General features: G+C 39.3%; 26 protein-coding genes. 23 read left to right on the top strand and 3 right to left on the bottom strand.

The annotated features are described in order from the left end of the window. Positions 1-14: 14 nt before the first annotated feature. From MHI22_RS06705 to MHI22_RS06645, 13 genes are all read left to right on the top strand, one after another. Positions 15-575 (top strand): nitroreductase family protein, encoded by a 561-nt coding sequence (locus MHI22_RS06705; protein ID WP_036120059.1) that lies wholly within the window; start codon positions 15-17, stop codon positions 573-575. A 13-nt stretch (positions 576-588) separates the two neighbouring features. After that, entirely contained in the window at positions 589-1,125 is a 537-nt protein-coding gene (locus MHI22_RS06700) for a cob(I)yrinic acid a,c-diamide adenosyltransferase (protein ID WP_058844520.1), read from the top strand. A 310-nt stretch (positions 1,126-1,435) separates the two neighbouring features. Continuing rightward, positions 1,436-2,935: a cobyric acid synthase gene (locus MHI22_RS06695; RefSeq protein ID WP_089934749.1), complete on the top strand. Its 1,500-nt coding sequence runs from the start codon at positions 1,436-1,438 to the stop codon at positions 2,933-2,935. Beyond that, positions 2,932-3,768 (top strand): class I SAM-dependent methyltransferase, encoded by an 837-nt coding sequence (locus tag MHI22_RS06690; protein WP_089934751.1) that lies wholly within the window; start codon positions 2,932-2,934, stop codon positions 3,766-3,768. Before MHI22_RS06695 ends, MHI22_RS06690 begins: the two co-directional genes overlap by 4 nt. 98 nt (positions 3,769-3,866) lie before the next feature. Continuing rightward, complete coding sequence (gene rnz, locus MHI22_RS06685) at positions 3,867-4,799, top strand: ribonuclease Z (protein WP_058844523.1); 933 nt, start codon at positions 3,867-3,869, stop codon at positions 4,797-4,799. Positions 4,800-5,104: 305 nt separating this feature from the next. After that, positions 5,105-5,335: a hypothetical protein gene (locus MHI22_RS06680; protein WP_036120078.1), complete on the top strand. Its 231-nt coding sequence runs from the start codon at positions 5,105-5,107 to the stop codon at positions 5,333-5,335. Between the two features lie 114 nt (positions 5,336-5,449). Further along, positions 5,450-6,031: a TetR/AcrR family transcriptional regulator gene (locus tag MHI22_RS06675; RefSeq protein WP_036120081.1), complete on the top strand. Its 582-nt coding sequence runs from the start codon at positions 5,450-5,452 to the stop codon at positions 6,029-6,031. 83 nt (positions 6,032-6,114) lie between these two features. After that, positions 6,115-7,491, top strand: coding sequence for an MDR family MFS transporter (locus MHI22_RS06670; protein WP_340811447.1), 1,377 nt, complete (start codon positions 6,115-6,117; stop codon positions 7,489-7,491). A 90-nt stretch (positions 7,492-7,581) separates the two neighbouring features. Beyond that, positions 7,582-8,202, top strand: coding sequence for a sporulation-specific diadenylate cyclase CdaS (gene cdaS / locus MHI22_RS06665; RefSeq protein ID WP_036120087.1), 621 nt, complete (start codon positions 7,582-7,584; stop codon positions 8,200-8,202). 98 nt (positions 8,203-8,300) lie between these two features. Next, on the top strand, positions 8,301-8,744 hold the full coding sequence (locus MHI22_RS06660) for a MarR family winged helix-turn-helix transcriptional regulator (RefSeq protein WP_036120090.1): 444 nt from the start codon (positions 8,301-8,303) through the stop codon (positions 8,742-8,744). 52 nt (positions 8,745-8,796) lie between these two features. Continuing rightward, positions 8,797-9,738, top strand: coding sequence for a ring-cleaving dioxygenase (locus MHI22_RS06655; RefSeq protein WP_340811445.1), 942 nt, complete (start codon positions 8,797-8,799; stop codon positions 9,736-9,738). Between the two features lie 16 nt (positions 9,739-9,754). Beyond that, a complete protein-coding gene (locus MHI22_RS06650) occupies positions 9,755-10,810 on the top strand; it encodes an LLM class flavin-dependent oxidoreductase (RefSeq protein ID WP_101966785.1) in 1,056 nt (351 codons plus the stop codon). 13 nt (positions 10,811-10,823) lie between these two features. Then, complete coding sequence (locus tag MHI22_RS06645; RefSeq protein ID WP_058844525.1) at positions 10,824-11,390, top strand: NADPH-dependent FMN reductase; 567 nt, start codon at positions 10,824-10,826, stop codon at positions 11,388-11,390. A 60-nt stretch (positions 11,391-11,450) separates the two neighbouring features. On the opposite strand, the gene MHI22_RS06640 is transcribed toward MHI22_RS06645, so the two are convergent. Further along, the gene (locus MHI22_RS06640) at positions 11,451-12,476 is read right to left on the bottom strand and encodes a DUF2332 domain-containing protein (protein WP_340809181.1); all 1,026 of its coding nucleotides are present in this window, start codon (positions 12,474-12,476) and stop codon (positions 11,451-11,453) included. A gap of 122 nt (positions 12,477-12,598) precedes the next feature. Here MHI22_RS06640 and MHI22_RS06635 point away from each other — a divergent pair, with 122 nt between their 5' ends. Together MHI22_RS06635 and MHI22_RS06630 are read left to right on the top strand one after the other, a co-directional pair. Further along, on the top strand, positions 12,599-13,480 hold the full coding sequence (locus tag MHI22_RS06635; RefSeq protein WP_340809180.1) for a LysR family transcriptional regulator: 882 nt from the start codon (positions 12,599-12,601) through the stop codon (positions 13,478-13,480). A 112-nt stretch (positions 13,481-13,592) separates the two neighbouring features. Next, positions 13,593-13,871, top strand: a complete 279-nt coding sequence (locus tag MHI22_RS06630) for a DUF1450 domain-containing protein (protein WP_080717045.1) — start codon at positions 13,593-13,595, stop codon at positions 13,869-13,871. Positions 13,872-13,921: 50 nt separating this feature from the next. Here the strand turns inward: MHI22_RS06630 and namA are convergent, their stop codons facing one another. Then, positions 13,922-14,932 carry an NADPH dehydrogenase NamA gene (namA, locus tag MHI22_RS06625; RefSeq protein ID WP_340809179.1) on the bottom strand — a complete coding sequence of 337 codons (1,011 nt, stop codon included), beginning with the start codon at positions 14,930-14,932 and terminating at the stop codon, positions 13,922-13,924. 48 nt (positions 14,933-14,980) lie between these two features. After that, on the bottom strand, positions 14,981-15,784 hold the full coding sequence (proC, locus tag MHI22_RS06620; protein ID WP_101966769.1) for a pyrroline-5-carboxylate reductase: 804 nt from the start codon (positions 15,782-15,784) through the stop codon (positions 14,981-14,983). A gap of 348 nt (positions 15,785-16,132) precedes the next feature. Here proC and MHI22_RS06615 point away from each other — a divergent pair, with 348 nt between their 5' ends. The 8 genes from MHI22_RS06615 (at position 16,133) to MHI22_RS06580 (ending at position 24,123) form a co-directional block, all read left to right on the top strand. After that, positions 16,133-17,122 carry an MBL fold metallo-hydrolase gene (locus tag MHI22_RS06615; protein ID WP_170829910.1) on the top strand — a complete coding sequence of 330 codons (990 nt, stop codon included), beginning with the start codon at positions 16,133-16,135 and terminating at the stop codon, positions 17,120-17,122. A gap of 8 nt (positions 17,123-17,130) precedes the next feature. Continuing rightward, positions 17,131-17,886: an SDR family NAD(P)-dependent oxidoreductase gene (locus MHI22_RS06610; RefSeq protein ID WP_340809177.1), complete on the top strand. Its 756-nt coding sequence runs from the start codon at positions 17,131-17,133 to the stop codon at positions 17,884-17,886. A 108-nt stretch (positions 17,887-17,994) separates the two neighbouring features. Then, complete coding sequence (locus MHI22_RS06605; RefSeq protein ID WP_340811441.1) at positions 17,995-18,789, top strand: MerR family transcriptional regulator; 795 nt, start codon at positions 17,995-17,997, stop codon at positions 18,787-18,789. Between the two features lie 78 nt (positions 18,790-18,867). Beyond that, complete coding sequence (locus MHI22_RS06600) at positions 18,868-19,677, top strand: CPBP family intramembrane glutamic endopeptidase (protein WP_340811439.1); 810 nt, start codon at positions 18,868-18,870, stop codon at positions 19,675-19,677. A gap of 277 nt (positions 19,678-19,954) precedes the next feature. Then, a complete protein-coding gene (locus tag MHI22_RS06595) occupies positions 19,955-21,148 on the top strand; it encodes an argininosuccinate synthase (RefSeq protein ID WP_058844532.1) in 1,194 nt (397 codons plus the stop codon). Positions 21,149-21,228: 80 nt separating this feature from the next. Beyond that, positions 21,229-22,608: an argininosuccinate lyase gene (argH, locus tag MHI22_RS06590; RefSeq protein ID WP_340811437.1), complete on the top strand. Its 1,380-nt coding sequence runs from the start codon at positions 21,229-21,231 to the stop codon at positions 22,606-22,608. 204 nt (positions 22,609-22,812) lie between these two features. Further along, positions 22,813-23,190: a carboxymuconolactone decarboxylase family protein gene (locus MHI22_RS06585; protein ID WP_036120128.1), complete on the top strand. Its 378-nt coding sequence runs from the start codon at positions 22,813-22,815 to the stop codon at positions 23,188-23,190. Positions 23,191-23,745: 555 nt separating this feature from the next. Continuing rightward, positions 23,746-24,123, top strand: coding sequence for a GntR family transcriptional regulator (locus MHI22_RS06580; protein ID WP_036120131.1), 378 nt, complete (start codon positions 23,746-23,748; stop codon positions 24,121-24,123).

Genomic DNA, 24,123 nt, shown 5'->3' with positions numbered 1-24,123 from the left:
AAGGAGGAAGCAACATGACCGTTATAGAAGCATTAAAAAAGCGTAGAGCCATTCGAAATTACACAACACAACCAGTAGAGAAAGAAAAAATTGAGCAAATTTTACAAGCAGCCACCTATGCTCCGAATGACCGTATGCGTGAGCCTTGGCATTTTTATGTTATTCAAGATGAGGCAATGAAGCGTTATGAAGAAATGGCGAGTGCCTATTTACAAGAGCGTTTCCCCACAAAGCCGAACTTAGTGGAAAGCTCTTTAAAGGTTGTGCAAACAACGCCTGTGGCCATTGTTGTTACTGCAGACATTGTCGAAGGTGATACTGATGCGACAGAGGATAATGTTTTTGCCGTATGTAGTGCCATTATGTCCATGTGGCTCACTGCAGATGAGCTAGGTCTTGGTTTTGTTTGGCGTACACGTGGTGTTGGGCTCGTGCATGATTCACGTATGCATGCATTTATTGGTGCAAGTGCCTCTCAAAAAGTAGTCGGTACGATATTTATTGGCTATCCACAAGAGCAGGAGCAAAGCGACAAAAAGCGTACACCATTTGCAGAAAAGACAACATGGCTGTAAGGGGGCTACTCACATGGCAAGAAAAGGCTTGTTTTTAGTATATACAGGTGAAGGAAAGGGCAAAACAACGGCGTCTCTAGGTGTCACATTACGTGCAGTTGGCCGTGGCTTAAATGTGCGCTATATGCAGTTTATTAAATCACCTGAGCGTACGTACGGTGAGCAAATTGCCCTTCGCAAGTTAGGTGTGGAAATGGAGCAAATGGGTATCGGCTTTACATGGACAAAGACACCTGAAGAGCATCGTGCTGCCTTAGCTAAAGCATGGAAAAAAACGAAGGCCGCCCTGCAAGACGACAGTATTGATTTATTGGTGCTAGATGAACTAAACAATGCATTGGCTATCACCAAGTTTCCTATCGATGATGTCCTTCCACTAACAGAAGTCATAGAGGCGATCCAGCAACGTCCATCGACGATGCATTTGGTGGTCACAGGTCGAAGCGCGAACCCTGCCTTAACGGCAATGGCTGATTTAGTGTCAACCATCGATGCAACAAAGCATTACTATGATGAAGGCATCCCAGCGGTGAAAGGGCTAGAATTTTAAAACCCTTCACCATTGCTGGGTGAAAAATATACGCGCGGCGCGAAAGTCTCGATCAATCGGAGAATACTCGGAGCGGAGAGAAATACTCGCGCTTGCCCCGAGAATACTCGCGGAGCGAAGGGAAATACTCGCGCTTGCCCAAAGAATACTCGCGGAGCGAAGGGAAATACTCGCGCTTGTCTAAAGAATACTCGCGGAGCGGAGAGAAATACTCGTGCTTGCTCCGAGAATACTCCCGAAATGAAGGCAAACCCGCACAGCTCTAATACAATATACTGCGTTACACCAATAATGACGGAGGAAAGTGACTATGCCAGCTAAATCGATTATGATTCAAGGAACGGCTTCCGATGTTGGAAAAAGTATGATTTGTACGGCACTTTGTCGTATATTTTCGGATGATGGACTAAGTGTTGTCCCGTTTAAATCGCAAAATATGGCTCTTAATTCGTTTGTTACGAAGGATGGTGGCGAAATCGGCCGTGCACAAGGGGTGCAGGCAGAGGCAGCCCGTGTTATTGCGACGACTGATATGAATCCTATTCTGCTGAAACCGAAGCAAGATATGATGTCTGAGGTCATCGTCCATGGTAAGCATTTTTTAAATATGGATGCCAAAAGCTATCGCAATAATTTTGTGCAAGAGGCAATGCCAATCGTTGAAAAATCTGTCCGTACGCTACAAAATACATATGATGTCATTGTCCTAGAGGGGGCAGGTAGCCCAGCTGAAATTAACTTAAAGGATCGTGATATTGCTAATATGCGAATGGCACATTTAGCAGATGCAGCGGTAGTGCTTGTTGCTGATATAGATCGTGGTGGGGTCTTTGCCTCGATTGTTGGTACACTGGCGTTGCTAGATGATGATGAGCGCGCCCGTGTTAAGGGATTAATCATCAATAAATTTAGAGGCATGCGTGAATTATTAGATGATGGTCTTGAATGGGTGGAGAGAGAAACAGGTATCCCGGTGCTTGGTGTGATTCCTTATGTCAATATCAATATTGAAGCAGAGGATTCCCTTGCATTATCGTCATTACGCTTTAAAAAGCCAAAACCAGGCGAATTTACTGTCGATGTAGCGATGATTCGTTTACCCCGTATTTCAAACTTCACTGATATTGATCCCTTTTTCGATGAGCCAGAAGTAGGTGTACGTTTAATTAGCAATGTCCATGAGCTAGGCACACCGGATTTGCTTATACTGCCAGGAACAAAAAGTACAATGGATGACTTAGCTTGGTTAAAAGCACAGGGCTTCGATCAAGCTATTACCCATTTACGTGAGCGCGGCACAAAAATTATTGGCATTTGCGGTGGTTTCCAAATGCTTGGTGAAACATTACTAGACCCTGAAGCAGTGGAGGGAAATGGTGAAGCTGCAAATGGTCTTGGGCTATTGCCAATGGAAACGATTTTTGTAGGCACTAAAAAAACGGTACAAATGACAGGAACAAGAGGGCAGGATACATTGACGGGCTATGAAATACATCTAGGACGTACGAAAATTTTACGTGATGAAGTATCACCTTTTCTACTGCTAGAGGATGGTCGAGAAGATGGCGCAGTGAGTCATGATGAGCAAGTGATTGGTACGTATTTTCATGGCATGTTCCATAATCGCACCTTTACTCGTCAGCTTGTCAATGAAATACGAGTGAAAAAAGGGTTAATGGCTTTACCGAATGATGTAAAAAGTGATGCAGAACGAAGAGAGGACGCCTATAATATGTTAGCCGACCATGTTCGAGCAAATCTGGATATGAAAAAAATATATGAAATTTTATCTTTAGAGGTATCTATATGACAAGAAAAGGACCATTAGCCATTAATTATGAGGCATTATGGCAGGAGGGCATGAAAGACTGGCATGGAATGATGCCGGAGCGCATGGTCAATGATCAGTTAGAGGAGCAATTTTGGGCTCAATCCGTTGCACGTAAAAAAATAGGACAAACTGATCCTTATGCCCAACGCATTTTTCAGGAGCTTCAAAAAAGTATTGAGCCACAGTATTCTGTATTAGAAATTGGGCCAGGATGGGGTAATTATACGTTTCCATTGGCTGAGCGAGTGGACAAGCTAACCTGTGTGGATAGCTCTGAAAGCATGCTGCATTACTTACAACAGTGTATGCCTCATCAGGAGCATGTTTCATATGTTCATGCGAAATGGGAAAGTCTAGAAAGTGATGAAATTGAGCCACATGATATCGTTTTGGGCGTGAATTGTTTTTATCGGATGTATGAAATTAAAGCCGCCTTATCCCATATGAATCGGCTTGCGAAAAAGCGTGCCATCATTGGCATGACGACAGGTCCTATTCAGCCTCACTATGAGCGATTATATGAAAAGTATGGCTATGAAATTAAGTTTCCTCGTAGAGATTATATAGAATTTTTAAATCTACTGTATGAGATGAATATTTATGCGGATTGTCAAATTATCCCTTTGGAACGTGTCTATGAATATGAAAGCTATGAACAGCTTGTTACAACGCAAAGTAAAAAAATTTTAACGGCAAATGTCCAGCAAGCACATGTGGAAGAAGCTCTCTCACCTTTTATTGAAGAAAAAGAGGGACGCTATTATTATCGTCATGACTTTCATGCAGCCCTTGTCTCATGGCAACCAAAATAAAAGAGAAACCTTTGGAGAAATCTGTTCACCAAGGGTTTTTCTTATTGGGTATGTTAAGGTACAATAAAACGATAGAAACAAGAAGTGAGGTGGCATATGTGCAACTACATTTTTTAGGGACAGGCGCAGGCATGCCTTCAAAAGAGCGAAATACGAGTGCATTGATGATCAAGTTATTAGATGAAGTGAGCGAAATGTGGCTATTTGACTGTGGGGAGGCTACACAACATCAAATCCTACACACATCGTTAAAGCCACGTAAAGTAACAAAAATTTTTATTACACATTTACATGGCGACCATATTTTTGGATTGCCAGGGTTTTTAAGCTCTCGTTCCTTTCAAGGAGGGGATGAGCCTTTAACGATCTTTGGTCCCCCAGGATTACAGCAATGGATTGAACAAACATTAGCCTTATCTAAAACCCATTTAACGTATCCACTGTATTTTGTAGAAGTGCAAGAAGGGATTATTTTTGAGGATGCTCATTTTGCAATTTATGCACAGGAATTGCGCCATGTTGTACCATGCTATGGGTATCGTATTGAACAAAAGGATTTACCTGGTGAATTATTAATCGACAAGGCACAGGCACTTGGTGTTCCTAAAGGCCCTTTGCTTGGTCAATTAAAAAATGGTTACGATGTCGTGCTTGAAAATGGGCATGTGATTCAAGCAAAAGACGTTGTTGCCCCCTCAAAAAAGGGCTTCACACTGACGATTTTGGGCGATACGAAATATTGCGAAGAGGCCATTCAATTATCAAGGGATGCTGACATCATTGTACATGAAGCGACCTTTGATGGGACACTGACTGCTTTAGCAGCCAGCTATGGTCATGCTACCAATGTGGAAGCAGCACAAGTCGCACAGCAAGCTGGCGCAGACTACTTGCTTTTAAATCATTTAAGTGCCCGTTTTCTTCCACAGGATTTACCACAATTTTTGGCAGAAGCACAGGCAATTTTCCCCCAAACATTACTGACATCCGATCAAGCCATTTTTACTTGGCAAAATAATAAATTAATCTAAACTAATTTAAAAAACATCTATTGATTGACATGCAACTAATAGATGTTTTTTATATATAGTTCTTACTATCACTATTTTCAGTTCGACTCATGGAATGTTTGTTACTAGCCAAGGAGAAAGATATTTGCTCAGAAGGCTATACATCAAGCGGAAAATATGAAAAGCATAACTACATTGATCAACCAATTAAATACAACAGTAGAAAAACGCCAACGATTTGCAGGTAAATATAGCGTTTAAAAGGAAAAATATAGTACAATCGATCCTTCACTTCCCGTATAATTGAAAAAAGGGGTGTGGTTTAATTGAATCAACAAAAGATGCCGCCAGCACTATTGCGATTAATTGTTATTTTTCCAAATGTGCTGAGCTATTTATTACTATTCGGATTAATTATTTTTGTCATCTCGAATTATGAAACGCTAAAAGCAACAAATAATTTAACCGTTTGGATTATTTTTATTATCGTATTAGCACCTGCTGCTGCCTACACGACTTTTAGTATTGTGAAGAAAATTCGGGCAGGTCATATGTAGCTCATCCGTGTTGTTATTAGAATGTATTCTAGTAACAACACATTTTTTTTGACAAACTGAGCTCTATCCTCTATATTTTTGTTAGTCATAACTAACATTTTGGAGGCGTGTACAATGAAAAAAGGCACAAAAGATAAAATTCTTGATGCAGCAACAAGTCTAATGACAGAAAGGGGCTATTCGAATGTTTCGGTAAAAGATATTGCTGCCACTGCTGGTGTTAGTGAAATGACTGTCTTCCGTCATTTTGAAACAAAACTAGGAATTCTTCATGCTGTCCTGCAAAGCCACTCATATATCCCATACTTTGAACATTTATTTGCACAAGATTTATCCGGAAACTTAGAGAATGATTTAAAGCAAATTGCTAACACATATCTAGCCTTTATGGAAAAAAATAAACCAATTTTTCTCATTACTACACAAGATAGAAGTATGCTACCAGGGTTAATGGATACAATTTCGGATAACCAAACTAAACAATTACTAAGCTTACTGGCCGTTTATTTTCAATCTCAAATTGAACAAGGAAAGATGAAGGAAATAGATACAAACGGACAAGCCATTGTTTTTTTAACGAGCCTGTTTGGTTTTTTTGTTTCCAATGCGCTATGGGACCAACATTTTCTAAAAGATCAACAAGAAATTTTTATTCAACATTTAGTTGCTACTTTTGTGAGTGGAGTCTGTGTTTAATGGTTCACTCACATAGTTTGCATATATTTTTTAAGTAAAATGTTAGTTATCACTAACTAACATACTATTTAGGGGGAAGTTTCATGAACGAAAAAAGAAATGTCATAGTAGCAATTCTACTATCTGCAGCATTTGTGTCTATTCTCAATCAAACATTATTACTCATAGCTATGCCACCAATTATGAACGATTTCAAGATTGATGCTAATTTAGCACAATGGCTCACGACAGTATATTTATTAACGAATGGTATTCTCATACCTATTACAGCTTTTCTGATTGGTCGTTTTTCCAATCGATTACTGTTAATAGTGGCTCTCACTTTATTTAGTATGGGTACATTTTTAGGCGCCTTTGCCCCAACCTTTACGGTTTTACTTATGGCTCGAGTTATTCAAGCGGCTGGAGCAGGGGTGATCATGCCCTTAATGCAAACGATTTTATTAACGATGTATCCAAAAGAAAAGCGAGGTTCCATTATGGGGCTAGCTGGCCTTGTAACAGGTTTTGCACCAGCAATAGGCCCAACATTATCAGGCTGGATTTTAGAACATTTTACATGGCGACATCTGTTTTTTACTGTCTTACCCGTTTCAGTTATTGTTTTGACTGTGGCCACGATTTTTATGAAAAATGTCACGACAAAAAAAGAGGGGCAGCTAGATGCTCTTTCTATCGTCTATTCTTCTTTAGGTTGGGGTGGCCTGTTATATGGTTTCAGCATCGCAGGAGCTGTTGGATTTCAATCAATGCCAGTACTTGCATCATTAATGGTAGGAGGAATTACGCTGTTTCTATTTATTAGACGTCAGCTTCAATTGCCTAAACCAATGCTTGAATTTCGTGTATTTCAATCCGCCATGTTCTCTATTACAACTTTTTTATCGAGTTTAGTTTATGCCCTCATGATTGGTACACAAATACTTATCACATTTTATATTCAAAATGTACGGCAGCTGTCGGCACTCGAAACAGGGCTGGTTTTATTGATAGGTGCGCTTGTAATGGGTATATTGTCGCCAGTGACAGGGAAGATTTTCGATAAAGTGGGTGGAAAAGGCTTAGCACTGGTAGGGTTCACCAGTATCTTAATGGGTTCAGGTGCTTTCCTAGCATTATCAATGCATACAAAACTTTGGCTACTGGCATGTCTCTTTACGATGATTTCCTTTGGGATTTCAATGATTATGATGCCGCTGACAACCGCTGGCATGAATGCCTTACCTACCCATTTGATGGCACATGCGACAGCGATGAATAGTACATTGCGTATGGTCGGTGGTGCATTAGTAACGGCATTACTTGTAACCATCATGAGTACGGTAACTACTTTACAGCAAGAAATGGGTGTTGCTGATGCTATGCTAAATGGCATTCGCACAGCGTTTATTGTCACAACGATTTTAAGTGCTGTGGGACTACTACTGTCTTTATATATGAAGAAGCCAAATGCCAAATAGCCACCATCTCCTTGACGCATAAAAATAGTTTATCGAGAGAAACTAATGGAAGAAGAAGCTTCACAATTTTAGAAAAGAGAGGTGCTTTTTATGAATCCAATAAATTGTGATTTTTCACCAATGAAAGAAACATTAAAAGATGAGCTTCTCCAAGTGATTATGTCCTTACAGCAAAGTGTGCAAGAAATGGATACAGATGCAAATTGTCTCCTTGGCAATTTTGAGAAAATTAAAGAGAGATTTATGACAATTGAAATGAAAGCCGCGACGTTTTATTTAAATTGTTATCTTTCCCCGTTTACAGAAAAGTATCCGGAATTATCACATAGTGTGCAAAATATGTCGTTGAGAAGACATGGTGGTTTAATTGTCATCCAACGACAGGATTCGTTAGTGAATTTGATGCAGCCTGGTATTCATATTGGGGCAGATTTAACGCATTCCTTATTAGAATCCATTTTCTTTCCAGGTAATCCATTACATGATGGAGCGGTACTCGTCAATCAAAATCAAATTGAATCGGCAGCGAATGTACTGCCATTATCAGACCGTCAAACTGGTGAAAAAAAATTAGGAACAAGACATCGTGCAGCGTTAGGATTAAGTGAAGTAAGTGATGCACTTGTGATGGTCGTCTCAGAAGAAACAGGTAGGATTTCTTTTGCTTTTCAGGGAAATTTATACCCGATTACATCACCTGGCATCATATAGGGACTCTCCTCTGTAAAACAATATCTCAAATTCGAGATATTGTTCTTGCAATGTTATCACTTGCGTGGTAAAGTGATAACTGAAGGGAGGATGAAGTCATGAGAAATCATACATTAGGCACATTAACATGGATTCGTATGATGCGCTTTACAACGCAAAGTAACCAGTTATCGAATGAATTTTTAAAGCGTTTCGATTTAACAACGGCACAATTCGATGTGTTAATCCAAATCCAAACGTATGCACCGATCACTCAATCTCAATTAGCAGAGAAAGTAACAGTTACACAAGGTGGCATGTCTCGCATGCTTGCCCGACTTGAAAAAGAGGGACTAATCGAGCGTAAACAAAATTGGAAGACCAAAGCTATCTCATTGACGGCAAAAGGGGAGCAAATGATTGATGCAGCAACACCAAGTCAACTTCACTTCCAATCCTCATTTTTTGAAGAAGTATTATCAGATGAAGAAATAAAATCTTTATATAAAGTGATGACAAAGCTTGAAAAGCATAGCCGAGAAAAAAAATTGCCGCCCGTGTAATTTTTTTTACAACATCACTTGCTTAGTCAAGTGAAAAAGGAGGAACAGTAGGATGAATAAATTAAATGGACACCATCATATATCCATGCTAACGAAAAATGGCAAACAGAATAATCATTTTTATACAACTATTTTAGGGTTACGACGTGTGAAAAAAACAGTGAATCAAGACTCACCATCTATGTATCACTTATTTTATGGTGACTTAACTGGAGCAGCTGGTACAGAATTAACATTTTTTGAAATGCCCGTTGCAGGACGTACAGTGCGGGGCACGAATGCTATTACTCGTATTGGCTTACTTGTACCTAGCTCCGAAAGCTTACTATATTGGAAAGAACGCTTTCAACAGCTAGAGGTAGAACATAGCGATATCACTACTTATGCAGGCAAAGAGGCTTTGTTTTTTGAAGATCATGAGGGATTACGAATGGTGCTGTTAAATCATCAGGGGCATGATACGCCTGCACAATGGCAAGCATGGGATGGCAATGATATACCGGAGGAACATCGTATTTTAGGTATGGGGACTGTTGAAATCACTGTACGCTATTTACAAAGAACCGTGAATTTACTACAAGATTTATTTCACTATACAGTTGTTGCAGAAACGGACAAAGAAACGATTCTGCAATCGATAGAAGGAGAAGTGCTTGGAGAAATTGTCGTCAAAGAATTAGAAGGGCCAAGCGAGAAACCTGGTAAAGGCAGTATTCACCATCTTGCATTACGTGTAGCAACGGTCGAGGAATTACAGGAATGGGATACGAAAATTAAGACACAGGGTTTGGATAGTACAGGTGTCGTCGATCGTTATTATTTCCAAAGTCTTTATTTCAGAGATCGCAACGGTATTTTATTTGAAATGGCGACAGAGGGTCCAGGGTTTACTGTGGATTCAGCAGTCGAAGATCTTGGAAAAGAGCTAGACCTTCCACCCTTTTTAGAAAAGAAACGTGCAGAAATTGAAGCCATTTTAGAACCACTAGAATAAGGAGAGATGAAACATGATGGAAAAATATCGTATCGATCAATCAAAAGGATTGGAATTCGGGCTGTACTCTTTAGGGGATCATATTCCAAACCCATTAACAGGCGAGCGTATTTCTGCCCAGCAACGACTAAAAGAGCTAGTAGAGGCTAGTCAATTGGCTGAGCAAGCAGGCATTGATGTATTTGGTATTGGTGAGAGTCATCAATCGTACTTTACAACACAGGCACATACAGTCGTGTTAGGGGCTATTGCACAGGCAACGTCCACTATTAAATTATCTAGCTCAGCAACTGTATTAAGTGTTTCAGATCCAGTACGTATCTATGAGGATTTTGCCACAATTGATTTAATATCAGATGGTCGAGCAGAAATTGTAGCGGGACGTGGGTCACGTGTAGGAGCTTACCAATTGCTGGGTATTGATTTACAGGACTATGAAGAAATTTTTGAGGAAAAATTAGAGCTACTTATGAAAATCAATGACGAGGAGCTGGTGACATGGGAAGGGCAATTTCGAGCACCACTTCACCATGCACAAATTTTACCACAGCCCAAAAACGGCTCCTTACCGATTTGGCGAGCAGTTGGTGGTCCACCTGCCAGCGCTATAAAAGCAGGATATATGGGAATTCCGATGATGCTTACAACATTAGGTGGACCTGCTATCAATTTTAAACCATCTGTTGATGCCTATCGAGAAGCGGCAGAACGCAAAGGTTTTGACCCAAATGAATTACCTATTGCCACAACAAGCTTGTTTTATGTAGCAGATACAACAAAAGAGGCATTGCAAGGCATGTATCCACATTTAAATGGTGGTTTCCAAGCCATTCGTGGCGGAGGTTATCCAAAGCAACAATTTGCTCAAGCACCCGATACACGTGATGCTTTAATGGTTGGCAGTAAAGAGCAAATTATTGAAAAACTACTTTATCAGTACGAGCTATATGGCATGCAACGCTTTATGGCACAAATCGATTTTGGTGGCGTACCATTCGATAAAATTATGAAAAATATTGAAATCATCGGTCAGGATATTATTCCAGCGATGAAAAAATATACAGCAAAATAAGGAGTGGCTCATCATGAAAATTGTCGCGCTTGCAGGTTCTATTGTCGGCTCTAAAACAAGAACAGCAACACAGAAAATAGTTGAGATGTTACAAGAAAAATATCCACAGCATGAAGTAACATTACTGGATCTTGCTGACTATCAACTAGTTTTTAGTGATGGACGTAATTACTTCGACTACGAAGGCGATACAAAATATGTAACAGAAACCATTATGGCTGCAGATGCAATTGTTATTGGGACGCCAACATTCCAAGCATCGATTCCAGCGACATTAAAAAATATCTTTGACCTTTTACCTGTCAATGCCTTCCGCGATAAAGTCATCAGTGTCATTGTGACAGCGGGTACATCCAAGCATTATTTAATGGTGGAACAGCAACTAAAGCCGATACTAGCTTATATGAAAGCACACATCGTTCCGACCTATGTATTTATAGAAGAAAAGGATTTTTTACGCAAAGAAATTGTTAACGATGATGTCCTTTTCCGACTAGCACGGTTAGCAGAGGATACAGTCATGGTAGCAGATGCCTTTGCAGAAATTCGGGCAAAAAAAGATGCAGAATATGATTTTTAAAGATTAATAGATGAAACGCTGTGTAAATAGTCTGACACAGCGTTTCTTTTTGCGTCTAAGCTAACTATTTGACCATTCAAACCATCGTGCATGCCCATCTGGACGCGGCATTGTACGTATGGATATGATAGTACCTTGATCTATAAAATCTTGATGAAGTTTTGTATCAAATAAATTGTTATAGCAATGATAAAGAGGCCTACCCATGCTAATTTCTTTTAATTGCTCTATTAATTTATGACGTAATTCAATGGGGATTTGATTTGCGACATGTGTATGATAAATCACTAACATCGCCTCTTGCTCAATTATTCGACTAAGCTTTTTAATCAGTTGAATCGCATCCCCTTTTATTAACTGAATATCTAATTGATTGATGATGGGGAGGGCCTGTTGGAATAATATTCTACGTTCATGATGTTCAGGCCAAATTAACGCTTGAAGCCATTGACTTTCTACTTTATTTCCAAGATTAATTGGCTTTAAATCGATCCCTATTCTTTGACAAACAATAGGAGATTGGGAAAGGGAGGTAGGCAGTGTTTCACCACGATTTTCCGAGAATAACATATAATCATTTTCCGTATTGATAATGGATAATTGTTGATTGTAGCAATAATTGTAGTGATCCATACCAAGCTGAAGTCCTGCACTTGCGCCTATTTCAATGAAAGCCAATGGTTGTTGATGTTTGGCATAGATTTCAGTCATCATTGGGTAGAGATAGGCACAACGTCGAATTTCATTTGTTTGTACAAGCTTTTCTTGAAACAATGTCGTTAATTCATTTGTATGTGATAGTACGAATGCTTTAAAAATAGGGAACACCTCCTGTATTGGATGAGGGGAGGGTGTTAAAGATGCATAATAATTGGTCAAAGGATCATTGGATGTAGCTAATAAATAATGAACTGCTGCCAACAATAAATTGGGCGCAGGCTGATCCTGTGGGATTAAGGAGGCAATGTCTAACAAATCTTCATCATTGGCAATTTTAGTAGCTAAATGTTCATAAAGGGGGCTTGAGCCTTGACATTCCTGTTGAGCAAACATCTGAAATTGACGACTTAATATAGTGTGCGGCATATGATTCTCTCCTTTTTACATACATAATCAAGTTCATCATCATTCTATTCTTATTGTATAATTTAGTAAATTAAATATATTTAATAAATTTAATTAATATTTTTAATCACTGAGGTGAAATTTTGGAATATAAATGGTTACAATCTTTTATCGTCGCAGCCCAGACTTGTAATTTTCGTACAGCAGCGGAACAACTTCATTTATCTCAACCAAGTATTACGGTTCATATTCAGCAGTTAGAGGAATTTCTGCATGTACAATTATTTAAGCGCGAAAAAAATCGTGTGCAATTAACAGACGCTGGAAAGCTTTTTCAAGTAGAGGCACAGCAAATGGTCAATCAGTGGGAACAAAGCATTGAACGTATTCGATTAGCAAGTAAAGGTATTCAAGAAAAAATCATTATGGCTATGACCCCGTTAATGGTTGAAACGATTCTGCCGCATGTGATCTATCAATTTATCAATGACAATCCTTCACTTGAGATATCAATTTTAGTAGAGGATTCAGCTAAAATAGAGGATTTAGTCAATCAAGATCAAGCTCATATTGGTATTTCATTATTATCAACACGTTATCGACATTGGCATCAAGAGCTGCTGATTGATAGTCCAGTAGAGTTAGTAATCCCCCTAGATGCCTATGATGATGAAACAGGCACTTATATTGATTATGAGGAGTTATTTCAAACGTATACTTTATTTACGCATCATCATCCAACAATTTGGGGAGAGCTATTACGTAAATTAAGAGAAACATATGTTTTCACGAAGCAAGTATCCATTTCTCAATCTTATGTGGTAAAAAGGCTAATAAAGGATGGGTTGGGGATGTCGTTTTTACCTCGTATGATTGTGAGAAAAGAACGGATGGAGGGACGGTTTAATATAGTTCCTTTTGAAGATTTCCCATTACCGAGTGTACCCGTATACCTCTTTTATAAGGAATCTACACAAGTACCAGATGGATTATTAGATTTATTGCAAACAAGAAATTATTTATAATTCACAAGATGGTCAAAAATGATTTTGAAATGATGCTGTTCAGTGTAAGGGTTTTCATAGACTTTGTCGAATTGTGGTATGATCGTTTTTAAAGAGTAGGAGGTCAATAAACATGGTATTTTCTCTATTTAAAAAAAAGAAAGAACAACAGCAGCTAAAAAATAGAGTGGAGTTTTGTATCACTAATTTATCACTTGGTGCGGCAGATGCGTATGATGAATTAGTAGAACGGGATGATATTGAGATAGAGGAATCTGGTTGTACATCTCACTGTGAAATCTGTGAGCAAAGTATTTTTGCGCTAGTTAATGGAGAAGTCGTGACAGCAGAGGACGCAGAGACATTGGTGCAGGCTATTGATGAAGAATTAAAACAAAACCCACTTTTCTAATGAAAAAACAGCTTGCGGGATAACAAGCTGTTTTTTTACTGCAAATCAATTTACCAACCGCGCACGTATTGTACGGGAGGTTGCACTTCTTCGCCTAATTCTTTAGCCGCATGAAGTGGCCAATAAGGGTCTCGTAATAAAACGCGTGCTAAGAAAATTAAATCTGCGCGATTATTTTGGAGAATTTCTTCTGCTTGAACAGCTGTTGTAATAAGTCCAACTGCGCCAGTAGGGATGTTTGCCCCATGCTTAATGGCCTCTGCATGCGATACTTGATAGCCTGGAAAGACATGAATAGCTGCTGGTACAACACCGCCTGTTGATACATCAACCAAATCAACACCTTGAGATTTCATCCAGCGACTAAAAACAATAAAATCTTCCATTGTTGTGCCATCCTCAGCGTAATCTTCTGCAGATACACGTACCAATAATGGCCCATCCCACACACTGCGAATCGCATCGATAACTTGACGAAGGATACGATAACGGTTTTCCTGTGAACCACCGTATTGATCTTGACGTTTATTTGTCGCAGGTGATAAAAACTCGCTAATTAAATAGCCGTGTGCCCCATGAATCTCGAGCACATCAAAGCCAGCCTTTGTGGCACGAACAGCTGCTTGTTTAAACGCTTCTATTACATAAAGAATGTCCTCTTCTGTCATTTCTATTGGTGTTTTATAGTCTGAGCTAAAGGCAATAGCTGATGGAGCAAAAATTTCGCCATCCACCGTTGCTTTGCGACCAGCATGTGCAAGCTGGATGCCTGTTTTAGCGCCGTAAGCCTTCATCCCTTCAACTAGTTGACTTAATCCTTCAATATGTGCATCATCCCAAATGCCTAAATCCTTATTGGAGATGCGGCCTTCTGGCACAACACCAGTAGCTTCCAAGATGATTAACCCGACTTGACCAGCTGCTCGTGTCGCATAATGGACTAAATGAAAAGGTGTCACCATGCCATCGTCTTGCGCTGAATACATGCACATAGGTGCCATAACAATGCGATTTTTTAAGGAAATGGATTGTAATGCATATGGTTCGAATAATTTACTCAAAATAAAGCCCCCTAATTCCTAGTGATACACTCTATTTTGCACATAATATTAACCATTTGCAAGTGAACGAGATCGCGCTTCCGCTTCTTTAATACATGCTTCGATGGCTTCATTAAATTGATATTGCTCTAGTGCCTGAATACCAGCCTCCGTCGTACCGCCAGGGCTCGTTACTTTTTTCCGCAAAACATCCGGCTCATCTACCGATTGCTTGAGCATTTCAGCAGTACCTGCCAGTGTTTGAGTCATTAGTAATCGTACAGTATCTTTAGAAAGACCAACTTTTGTTCCTACTCTTTCAAAGGCTTCCATTAAATAATAAATATACGCAGGACCACTACCAGAAAGGGCTGTAACTGCATGTAATTGATCCTCATCGACTTCAATAACGGAGCCGACAGCCTCTAATAACTGGAGGAAAAGAATACGCTGTGCCGCCGACACCTCATTATTGAATGCTATCCCACTTGCTGACATACCGATTGTGGCAGATGTGTTAGGCATCACCCGTGCAATTGGACGACTTCCTAAAAATTTAGTAATCGTCTCAATAGCAATACCGGCTAGAATCGACAGAACGGCAGAGTGCGTTGTCATTTTAGGTTTTAGATCGCGCATGGCTGCAACAGCATCCTTTGGCTTCATTGCTAAAATGATAAGATCTGCCTGTTGATAAATGGCTTGATCAAACAGGCACTGGACTCCATATGTTTCGTGTAAGAACTGTAAACGTTCTTTGTCAGAGCGATTGGTGACATAGATTTCCTGTGGTGTAAACACCTTTTGTTTTATCCAGCCCTGCATCAATGCTTCTGCCATTGAGCCTGCACCGATAAATACTATTTTTTTCATAAACAAAACCTCCAGTTCAAAATAAAAAAGCGCTCTCGTCCTTATCTTGAAGGACGAAAACGCTCTCGTTTCCGCGGTACCACCTTTGTTTGCCAATTGTTGGCACAACTCTTAGCCCTCTTATCGCAAGGGAAACGGTTATGTTTGCATAACTGCTCAGAAGTAGGTTCAGTAATGGGAGCGGGTGATGTTACTCTCAGCAAATGTAACACTCTCTAACACCTTCACCAGTTACGTACTCGGCTTCTTCAACGCACAAAAAATAATTAGATTATTCAAAATTATAGTGAGGAATTAGCAAACTGTCAACAGGAGGATGACGAAAACAGAAAAAACTTGTAAAATAGAATGAATCAGTATTCACTAGCTCGTAAAAAGGGGGAGACAACTTTGTCTATAGTCAAAATAGAAATTCCAACACCCTATGAAGTAGGAGATGTCAATGCATTTATTGTAAAGGGCGATGCACTCAGCATTTTTGATGTTGGACCAAAAACGATGGAAGCCTATGATGCTTTGAAATGGGGAATTCGAGCAGCTGGCTTTGACATGCGAGATATTGAACAGGTTGTGTTAACCCACCATCATCCTGACCATGCAGGATGGGTCGATGCCTTTCCACATGCAGAAATTTTGGGGCATGCCTATAATGATAAATGGCTTCGTCATGATGAAGCGTTTTTAAGCTATCACGAGCAATTTTACAGTGAGCGTTTATTAGAGCATGGGGTACCACAAGAATATATTACAAAAAGTGTACATGTTCGTCGTGAATTAGAGCTTGTGGGTGAACGCCCATTAACACAAATTTTGGTGGATGGAGATGAAGTGCCTGGTCATCCAGGATTAAAGGCAATTGAAACATTAGGTCACGCACAAAGCCATTTTATTTTCTGGGATGAAAAAACGCATCATGTTATTGGGGGCGATTTATTACTCGAAAAAATAACGCCCAATCCATTAATCGAGCCACCATTAGATCGTACATTAGGACGTCCAAAATCCTTACTGCAATACAATGAATCACTCGAAATTCTACGCCAATTACCCATCAAAATGATGCATACAGGGCATGGGGCCGATTTAGAGGATATTCCTTCTTTAATTGATAAACGATTAGAGCGCCAGCATCAGCAATCATTGAAAGTTAATGAGTTGCTAGGTGACGATCAATTAACGGTTGTACAAGTAACAAAACGCTTGTATCCAGCCATATTCCAGCATCAGCTAGGATTAACCTTGTCCAAAACACTAGGGCATTTAGATTATTTAGAAGCCAATGATTATATTAAATCAACGAAGACCGAAGCGGGTATCTATTTATTTCAAAGGAAGTAGGTTTACACATGAATAAATATAAAAAGACGATCTTCGTAACAGGTGCAACAAGTGGTGTCGGCTTAAAAACGACAGAATTACTTGTAGCTCAAGGGCATACAGTTTATGCCACGGGTCGTAATGCTGTTGCACTAAAGGTGCTAGAACGTTTAGGAGCTCACGTTATCCAAGCTGATTTAACCAATTTACATACACTCGATGATGTTTGTTCACAGCTCCCACCCATTGATGTGGCGATTCTTTCAGCAGGTGTAGGGAAATTTGCTGTAGCCCCTGCTTTAAAGGATGGGGATATTGCTCAAATGATTGAATTGAATGTAAGTGTACCGATTTACCTTGCCAAACGATTAGCCTCTGCAATGATGACACAACAGCATGGTCATCTAATTTTTATTGGGTCACAGGCAGGAAAGGTGGCAACACCGAAAGCGAGTGTTTATGCTGCTACCAAGCATGCCATTGTCGGTTTCACGAATGGACTTCGTATGGAGTTAGCTCCATACAATGTGAAAGTAACCGCCATCCACCCAGGTCCCATCGATACTCCATTTTTAGATAAGGCAAATGATGCAAGTGGCTACAGGGAGTCCTTAGGAAGATTTTTATTATCAGCAGAAGAAGTGGCACAAGCTACAGTTCAAACAATTGACCGTCCAGTTCGTGAGGTAAATTTACCAAGGATCATGGGATTATCGAGTAAGTTATATGCACTCGCACCTGCAACCATTGAATTTCTAGGCAAATCATTTTTCAATAAAAAATAGCAATAATCAGACTGTTGCCATGCTCCCTATGCATGGCGACAGTTTTTTTCATATTTACCTGAAATTGTTGATATAGTAGGGAAGATGAAGCTAAAAAAGGAGAATACAATGTACACTATTGGACAAGTTGCTAAATTTTTAGGCATTTCTAGAGATACGATAAAATTTTATGAAGAAAAAGGATTGATAAAGCCTCAGCAAAATAAAGGAAATGGCTACAGAAGCTATACCCATTTTGATATCTATGACCTAACAACGGTCAATTTTTATCGAGAAATTGATTTGGAAATCAAAATAATACAGGAATTAAGAAGAGGCAAGAGTATCGAGGGCATTCGCTCATTATTAGAAGAAAAAGAGCAGGAAATGTTGGAGGAGATTGCCTATAAAAAACGACAATTAAAAAAGTTACAAAGAGTCAAGGAAGATTGTAAAAAAATTAAACAATGTTTAGGAACATACAGTATAAAAGAAATGAAACCACTAGAGATAATGGGAGAAATAGATCATTATACAGCTTATGATGAATATGACATTCTAAAAGAAAACACTGATAGTTTAAAAAAAGCAGTGGTCCTTACATCATTAAGAAGAGTAATACGGTTTAATGATGAAGGGATACTAGAAGAACAATTTATAATTACCAGAAAAGTTGAAGATGATGACAAGGCAATAGCTGGGGAAATTCGAGCCTATCCAAAATGTCTTTATACAATCATTGAAGATGGTAGATGGTCTACAGGTGGTAAAAATACGGACGATCAAGTGGAAGCCAGTATGAGAAAAGTAGCCGAGGAAATGGGCTATGAGCTGTTAGGGCTTGTGTATATCAATCTACTGCTAGTTACGTATGAAGAAGGGCTGGAACGTATTTTTTTAGAAATGTATGTGCCAATAAAGTAAAAATAGAGATAGATGATTGACCTGTGAGCAACCCCCAGGTTTATGCTGAAGTTCAGTGCAATGAAATGGGGGATCAACATGAATAGAAATAAGAAGCTAAAAAGACCTGTAGCGAGTTTTATTGTCTTAACCAATGTCATTTTTTGGCCGCTTTTTTGTCTTGTAGGAGCTGTCAAGCTGTTAGGGTTTCCAACATGGGTTTTCGATGTAATACGCTGTCTATCAGCATGGTCATCAACCTTTGCCTTCGCTATATTATTTCCGAAAATATATCCTGGACAGAGCTTTCTACACTTTGTGAAACAAAAATTTAAGAATAGGTTGAACGGATCGGTGATTTTTTCAGTGCTGACGATTCAAGTCGTCATTTTTATTATTATTTTGAGTCTAGTTATGAATAATCATCAAACAGATTCTATTTTTACAATCTCTTCTTGGGTTATACTGAGCTATTACTTTTTTAGAAATCTTTTATCAGGACCATTAGGTGAAGAATTGGGATGGAGGGGTTTTGCCCTACTGGAGCTTCAAAAGAAGTATTCCGCATTAGTCGCCTCTATCATCATCGGGTTTTGGTGGGGGCTATGGCATTTACCGATATGGCTTACGACTGGCTTTATGGGCATGGATTTACTCCAATATAGTGGCTTCTTTATGATAGCCATCATAGCGACGAGTATTATTATGGCAGGATTTTATAATATCAATCAGAATTTAATCATCCCCATCATCATTCACCAATTCGTTAATTTTTTTATTGGTTTAGTGAATGGGCATCTCGTTGATTTAATGATGTATAATGCCATTTTATATTCAGTAGCCGCCCTGTTATTGATCATCATTAATCCAAAGAATGCATTGTACAAGACAAAATCAATTAAATCGTGAAAAAAAATCCCGTTTTCTACGGGGTTCTTTTTTATTGATACATTTATATAGTATACATTTATGCCTTTAGTGAAAAAACGCTTATTCGAGTAAATATTCATACTTTCTCCAATGATTTGATGGATTGGTTGACGTTCGCTTAACTAGTAAAATAAATGTCTATGAATTTATAAAAATACACTTGTATTTATTTTTATAACATGATACTATTCGTGTATAAACTTTTAAATGAATGTATAAAAATACATATCGATAGAGCAATGGAGGCGCATTTTTAATGGCAAATAAAAAAGTTGTATTAGCTTACTCAGGCGGACTTGATACTTCGGTAGCAATTCCATGGTTAAAAGAACAGGGTTGGGATGTAATCGCGGTATGCCTTGACGTTGGTGAAGGGAAAGACCTTGAATTCGTAAAAAATAAAGCTCTTCAAGTAGGAGCTATTGAATCTTATATGGTAGATGCAAAGGATGAATTTGCTGAAAATTATGCATTAATTTCATTACAAGCCCATACTTGGTATGAACAAAAATATCCATTAGTATCAGCACTTTCTCGCCCACTAATCTCAAAAAAATTAGTAGAGATTGCGAACCAGGTCGGTGCGGATGCCGTTGCACATGGTTGCACAGGAAAAGGTAATGACCAAGTTCGTTTTGAAGTGTCTATTAAAGCATTAAATCCTGATCTAGAAGTATTAGCACCAGTACGTGAATGGGGCTGGAGTCGTGACGAGGAAATTGAATATGCGATGAAACATAATGTACCAATTCCAGCAACATTGGATTCACCATTTTCAATTGACCAAAATTTATGGGGACGTGCCAATGAAGCAGGAATTATGGAAGATCCATGGGTATCTCCACCAGAGGAAGCTTACGGCTTAACTGTTTCTGTTGAAAATGCACCAAATGAAGCAGAATATGTGGAGATCGAGTTTATAGCTGGTAAACCAGTAGCATTAAATGGAAAAGAAATGAAGCTAGCAGATTTAATTCAAGAATTAAACGCAGTAGCAGGTGCGCATGGTGTAGGACGTATCGACCATGTAGAAAATCGTCTCGTTGGTATTAAATCACGTGAGGTTTATGAAATCCCAGGAGCAAAAGTGCTGTTAACAGCGCATAAAGAGCTTGAAGATTTAACACTTGTAAAAGAATTAGCACACTTCAAGCCAGTGATTGAGAAAAAATTATCTGAATTAATTTACGATGGGTTATGGTTCTCGCCATTACGTGATGCACTTGAAGCATTCCTTGCGCAATCACAACAATATGTAAATGGTACAGTACGTGTGAAACTGTTCAAGGGGCATGCGATTGTAGAAGGACGTAAATCACCAAATTCACTATACAATGAAAAGCTAGCAACATACTCGAAGGAAGATCAATTCAATCACGCTTCTGCTGTAGGCTTTATCGAGTTATGGGGTCTACCAACCGTAGTGAACTCATCTGTTAATAAAAAATAATATTTAACAAGCGAGGTGTGGGAAGGCATTATGCTTTCACTACACCTTTCAATAAGAAATAAAGGAAAAGGTGAGCTGACATGACAAAACTTTGGGGTGGACGTTTCCAAAAATCAGCAGAAGCATGGGTAGACGAATTTGGGGCATCCATTGGCTTTGATCAGCAACTTGTGCTAGAGGACCTTGAAGGTAGTGTTGCACATGTCACAATGCTTGGTGCAACAGGAATTTTACCTGTAGCTGACGTAGAGGCCATACTAGGTGGTCTTGCCCAATTAAAAGAAAAGGCAATCGCAGGTGAGCTTGAATTTAGCGTTGCCAATGAAGATATACACTTAAATTTAGAAAAGATGCTGATTGATTTAATTGGTCCTGTTGGTGGCAAGCTACATACAGGTCGTAGCCGTAATGACCAGGTCGCGACGGATATGCATCTTTTCTTGAAAAAGCGTGTGCAGGAAGCAATTGATTTAATCGTGACGTTTCAACAAACATTAGTAGAGAAGGCTCAAGAACATATTGAAACGATTGCGCCTGGTTATACACATTTACAACGTGCCCAGCCAATATCCTTTGCGCATCATTTAATGGCGTACTTTTGGATGCTAGAGCGTGACAAACAACGCTTTACAGAATCCATCAAGCGCATTGATATTTTGCCATTAGGGGCAGGGGCTATGGCGGGAACGACTTTCCCAATCGACCGCTTAAAATCCGCAGAATTACTTGGCTTTAGTGAGGTATATGCCAACTCTATGGACGCTGTGAGTGATCGTGATTTTATTGTGGAATTTTTAAGTAATGCATCCTTGTTAATGGCGCATTTATCACGCTTTGCTGAGGAAATTATTATTTGGTCTACAGATGAATTTAAATTTATTGAATTGGATGATGCCTTCTCTACAGGTTCTTCCATTATGCCACAAAAGAAAAACCCTGATATGGCAGAGCTCATTCGTGGGAAAACAGGGCGCGTTTACGGGAATCTAATGGGCTTATTAACCGTGTTAAAGGGCACACCTTTAACGTATAACAAAGATATGCAGGAGGATAAAGAAGGCATGTTCGATACTGTGCATACCATTCTTGGTTCACTGAAAATCTTTGAAGGCATGATTCGTACAATGACCGTCAATACAGAACGTTTGCATCAAGCTGTCCATGCTGATTTTTCAAATGCAACAGAGCTAGCAGATTATCTTGCGACAAAAGGTATGCCATTCCGTGAGGCACATGAGGTGACAGGGAAGCTTGTCTTCACGTGTATTCAAAAGGGGATTTACTTATTAAATTTACCGCTGGAAGAAATGCAGCAGGAAAGTGCACTAATTGAAGCAGATATTTATGATGTGTTAGCGCCAGAAGCGGCTGTTCGACGCCGTCATTCCTTAGGTGGAACCGGCTTCGAACAAGTGAAGATCCAAATTGACAAAGCAAAAGCCTGTCTTGTAAAACATTAATTGTTGCGTGCATGTCCTTGTGACTTTTGCATAGATATTCATTAAAGCTGTCCAGTGAGGCACTATGAAAACCTATATCCTTTTTCAACTAAGCCAGAGGGTGACGTGAAAAAGAGACCCTTACATACGTGAAGGACAATCCCCAATTCTGGAGACGCGGAATTGGGGTTTTTGTATAAGAAAATGGTGGGAGGAATCCAGTAAATGAATGAACGTTTTACAAAGGGGCTTGACACAATCAAACAATATATGACTGAGGAAGAAGTAACACAGATGATTACATCCGATCCATTAGCCGATGTGGCACCTGATTTACGCAAAATGATTATTGAATTTGCTTATGGTGATGTCTATGCACGACCAGGATTGGAGGCCAAAAATCGAGCACTTGTCGTGATAACAGCAGTTGTCACACAAGGTGCTGCGCCGCAAACAAAAACCCATATCCAACGAGGATACCATGCAGGCTTAACACAAACAGAAATTGTCGAGGCTCTGTTACAATTAGTGCCCTACATCGGTTTTCCAAAAGTGCAAAATGCCTTAACCATTGCACAGCAAGTCTTTGCAGAAAAAATTTGAAGCATGAATAAAAAATCAGGCAAAGGTTCATAATAAGTTCGGAAACACTTATTAATCTAATATGATGGGGAGGATGCAGAATGAGTAATAGTCAAACACCCAAAGACCAAGAATCTCAGGAAAGTCCGCCACAACTGGTTAAGGTTGAAGCTTCTTAAAACTTAAGCCTAAAGGTGAAACAGAATTGATCTGCTTCGCTGTAGATTAAGTTGAAGCGTAAACCTACTAGTAAAAAATCAAATAGAAGCAATAAGTGTCCATGGATCCAGAATTATTCTGGGTCCTTTTTGTGGTTCACTGTTAACAATCTAATTGAGGGTGAGAAGCAGAGAGAAAGGCGCTCCTACTAGGGTAATAAAATTCATAAGGAAGGCAAAATGCACTCACCCAAGCCAAGACTCCACCCCTTTCAAAGGTAAAACATCATATAAGACATTCACATAGGTGAGTTAGTCACCTTCATCATTACCTTCATTTGACATTTTGAGAAATCTGTATTACTCTATACATAACAGATTCTGTTTGGGTATTAACAATACAGATTGGAGGAGCGATATGCAAATACGGTTAGATCCAAATAGTGAATTGCAGCTTTATAAGCAATTAGCCAATCAATTAATTGAATTCATCGCAAAAGGTGAACTGAAAAATGGTGATACATTACCAGCGGTGCGTGCGATGGCTACGGATTTAGGTATCAATGTAAGCACAGTGAGTAAGAGCTACCATGAACTCGAGGAAAAAGGGTTAATCGAATTAAAACCGAAAGCGAAGGCAGTCATTATTGGTGGGCAAAAGCGAGAGCTGGAAGAAACAGAGGTTGAAAAAGTGGAAAATGCTTTAAAGCCAATTATGGCGGAAGCTTTTGCACGTGGGTTTGAAAAAGAACAAATAACAAGTTTGTTCCAGCGAATTTTAAAACAATGGAAGTAG

Source organism: Lysinibacillus sp. FSL L8-0312 (assembly GCF_038003285.1).
In the GTDB taxonomy this organism is placed as follows: domain Bacteria; phylum Bacillota; class Bacilli; order Bacillales_A; family Planococcaceae; genus Lysinibacillus; species Lysinibacillus fusiformis_D.
This window is presented reverse-complemented; position numbering and strand designations above follow the sequence as displayed.